The following is a 3,572-nucleotide window of genomic DNA, read 5'->3' as shown; positions in this document are numbered from 1 at the left end:
GTGTTCTGGAAGTCGAAGACGGTCTGGCGGAAGGCCTTGCGGTCCTTGGTGAACTTCACGGCCTCGTCGAAGGCGCGCTGGGCGCCGGCCTGGCCGGAGATGGCGATCTGCAGCCGCTCCTGCGGCAGCTGGGTCATCAGGTAGACGAAGCCCTGGTTCTCCTCGCCCAGCAGGTTGCCGGCGGGGACCCGGACATCCTCGAAGAAGAGCTCGGAGGTGTCTGCGGAGTTCTGGCCGATCTTGTCCAGGTTCCGGCCGCGCCGGAAGCCCTCGCGCGTCGCCTCGACCAGGATCAGGGAGATGCCCTTGGCGCCCTTGTCCGGGTCGGTCTTGGCCACGACGACGACGATGTCGGCGCTCTGGCCGTTGGTGATGTAGGTCTTCGATCCCGAGATGACGTAGTCGTCTCCGTCCCGGCGGGCGGTGGTGCGCACCCCCTGCAGGTCGGACCCCGCGCCGGGCTCGGTCATGGCGATGGCGGCGATGGCCTCGCCCGACACCATCTTCGGCAGCCAGACCTGCTTCAGGTCCTCGCTGGCGTAATGGATGAGATAGGGCGCGACGATGTCAGACTGCAGGGTGATGCCCGCCGTGGACCCGGCGTAGGTCAGCTCCTCGCCGATCACGGCGTTGTAGCGGTAGTCCAGGTCCAGGCCGCCATAGGCCTGCGGGACCTGCGGGCAGAGCAGGCCGGCCTCGCCGCAGGCCAGCCAGAAGGCCCGGTCCACCACGCCCTCCTCCTCCCAGCGGTCGAGGTTGGGGACGAGGTGCTGGGCGTAGACCTTGCGCACCTGTTCGCGGAAGATCGCCAGGTCCTCGTCGAAGAGGGTGCGTCCTGAGGTGTCGAGCATGGGGGCCTCCCGTCGTCCTTTGCCTTGGACGGGACTCTATGCCGCCTCACGCCGCGTCAGGCGAGTCCCCGATCCCGCAGGCGCGGGCGATGGCGGCGCGCAGTTCCGGCAGGCCGGTCCCCTTCTCCGAGGAGGTGGCGATCACCCCCGGGAAGGCGGCGGGACGCTTGGCGATGCGGGCTTCGGTGCGGGCGCGAACCGCTTCGACCTCGGCCGGCTTGAGCTTGTCCGCCTTGGTCAGGATCACCTGGTAGGAGACGGCGGCCTTGTCGAAGGCAGCCATCGGCTCCTCGTCCACGTCCTTCAGTCCGTGGCGCGCGTCGATCAGCAGGTAGGCCCGGCGCAGGTTGGGTCGGCCGCGCAGATAGTCCCGGCCCAGGGCCTGGAACTTCTTCACCTCGCCCTTGGCGGCCCGGGCCCAGCCGTATCCGGGCAGGTCCACCAGGCGCAGACGGCCGTCGACGACGAAGAAGTTGACCTCGCGGGTCCGCCCTGGCTCGTTCGAGGCCCGCGCCAGGTGCTTCTGGCCGACAAGGGCGTTGATCAGGGAGGACTTGCCGACGTTGGAGCGGCCGGCGAAGGCTACTTCCGGCAGGTCCGGCTCCGGCAGGCCGGCCACCGAGACCGCGCCCATCATGAAGACCGCCGGCCGGGCGAACAGGACGCGTGCGGCCTCGATTTCCTCGTCCGAAAAGGTCCCCTCGCCCGGCGCCGGCGCGCCTTCCGGGCTCACCCGGGGGCCTTCCGCGCCCGGATCCTGGCGATGAAGTCGTCGATGGGGTTCTCCACCTGGTACTTCCGCATGATGACGTACTGCTGGAGGATCGTGAGAACGTTGCTCCACGTGTAGTAGATCATGAGGCCGACGGCGAACGGGGCCATGACGAAGGTGAAGATCACCGGCATGAGCTCCATGATCCGCTGCTGGATGCGATCCGGCGCCGGGGGGCTCATCTTCATGGAAAGCCACTGCGTAACGCCGTAGGCCAGGGGCCAGACACCGATGTGCAAGTAGGTATTCAGGAAGCCACCGATGAAGGGAGTCGTCGCAACATCCCAAGGGATCAGACCGAACAGGTTCAGGAGGGTTGTCGGATCGCGGGACGACAGGTCCTGAATCCAGCCGTAGAAGGGCGCATGGCGCATCTCGATGGCCACGGACAGCACCTTGAAGAGCGCCAGGAAGACCGGGATGGTCGCCAGCATGGGCAGGCAGCCCATCAGCGGGTTGATCTTCTCCGACTGATAGAGCCGCATCAGCTCCTGCTGCTGCTTCTGCGGATCGTCCTTCAGCCGGGCGCGGAGCTCCTCCACCTGCGGCTGGACCTTCTTCATCTTGGTCAGGGACTCGTAGGACAGGTTGGCCGGATAGAACATCAGCAGGCGGACCACGACGGTCAGGGCCAGGATGGCGAGGCCGAAGCTGCCGAGCAGGCCGTTGAAAACCTCGAGAAGCCAGAAGGCGGGCTTGGTGATGAAGAACAGCCTGCCCCAGTCGACGGCGTCCTCGAACCGCGGGATCCCCAAGGTGTCCTCGTAGGTCCGGAGGACCGGAACCGTCTTGGCGCCGGCGAAGAGACGGCTCACGTGGGTGTAGGTCCCCCCGGGCTGAACGACCCGTGGCTGGGCGACAAAGTTAGCCTCGAAGATGTCGACGCCGGAGACCTGGGTGGTCCTGTAGGCTGCGTTCACCTTCTCTGTCTGCTCGGGAACCACCGCCGCCAGCCAGTACTTGTCGGTGATGCCGAGCCAGCCGCCGGTGGCTGAGAAGCCCTTCTCCTCCTCCTTCTTCAGCTGGTTATAGTTCAGCATCTCCAGAACGCCGTCCACGACCCCGACGGCGCCTTCATGGGCGTTCATCGCGGGGACTGCGGGGGCGCCGCGGCGCTGGACTGCAGCATAGGGTGCGATCGTCACGGGATTGGACAGGCTGTTCGCGACCGTATCGGTGATCGTGAACATGAACTTGTCGTCCACCTCGATCCGACGGGTGAAGGCCAGCCCCTGGCCTGCATCGTAACGGAGCACCACGGGCCGGCCGGGGGAGAGCCGGTCACCCTGCACGAGGGTCCACTGGGAACCAGACGACGGCAGGCCCGGCAGGTTGGCGCCGGTCCATCCGAACTCGGCGAACCAAGCGTCACGCATCCCCTCGGGCCGGAGCAGCTCCACGGGAGGCGACCCCGGATCAACGGTGACCCGATAGTCCCTCAGGAAGAGATCGTCGATCCGGCCCCCGCGCAGAGACAGGGAGCCCTGGAGGGCGGGTGTGTCCACCGCAACCCTGGGGGAGCCGCCAAGCGCGGCGGCCCTTGAGACATAGACCGGACCCTCCGGCCGGACGGTCGCCGCAGGCGAGCCCGATGGCTGGACGGCCTGGGCTCCTTCACGCGCTCTCAGCTCAGCCTCCCTCTGCTTGTTCTGCGGGCCCAGCACCAGGGCCTGGTAGCCGAACAGCAGGGCCATCGAGAGGACGACGAAGAGGATCGTGTTGCGGTTCGTATTGTCGGGCATTCGATCGCGCGCTCAGTCTGTTGAAGAGGGGGCGCGGTCAGGCGCGCGGGCAGGGTGATCGCCCTCGGCCGCGAGGCTTATCAGCGCGGTTTTCACGTCGTCAAGCAAACGCGGCCAGGGACGGGTCGGCGTTCCGCCCCGGGCGATCAGGACATAGTCGCATCCGGGGCGTCCAAGGACCGGAACGAGCAGGCGGGCGGCCTCGCG

General features: G+C 67.3%; 3 protein-coding genes and 1 pseudogene. All 4 read right to left on the bottom strand.

Annotation, left to right across the window (positions count from 1 at the left end):
- The coding region (locus tag IM632_RS10985; protein ID WP_296552322.1) for an acyl-CoA dehydrogenase family protein at positions 1–851 on the bottom strand (851 nt) is incomplete at its 3' end.
- Between the two features lie 46 nt (positions 852–897).
- Positions 898–1,584 carry a ribosome biogenesis GTP-binding protein YihA/YsxC gene (gene yihA / locus IM632_RS10980; protein ID WP_296479483.1) on the bottom strand — a complete coding sequence of 229 codons (687 nt, stop codon included), beginning with the start codon at positions 1,582–1,584 and terminating at the stop codon, positions 898–900.
- Positions 1,581–3,365, bottom strand: coding sequence for a membrane protein insertase YidC (gene yidC, locus IM632_RS10975; protein ID WP_296552321.1), 1,785 nt, complete (start codon positions 3,363–3,365; stop codon positions 1,581–1,583). The genes yihA and yidC overlap by 4 nt, the downstream gene beginning before the upstream one ends.
- 12 nt (positions 3,366–3,377) lie before the next feature.
- Positions 3,378–3,572: pseudogene (locus IM632_RS10970) on the bottom strand (ribonuclease P protein component); the annotation flags it as partial.

The sequence above is a fragment of the Phenylobacterium sp. genome, from assembly GCF_020402505.1.
GTDB lineage: Bacteria > Pseudomonadota > Alphaproteobacteria > Caulobacterales > Caulobacteraceae > Phenylobacterium.
This window is presented reverse-complemented; position numbering and strand designations above follow the sequence as displayed.

What these genes read in the sequence shown, in the direction of transcription:
- yidC (WP_296552321.1), bottom strand. Translation starts at nt 3,365, where the DNA reads ATGCCCGACAATACGAACCGCAACACGATCCTCTTCGTCGTCCTCTCG.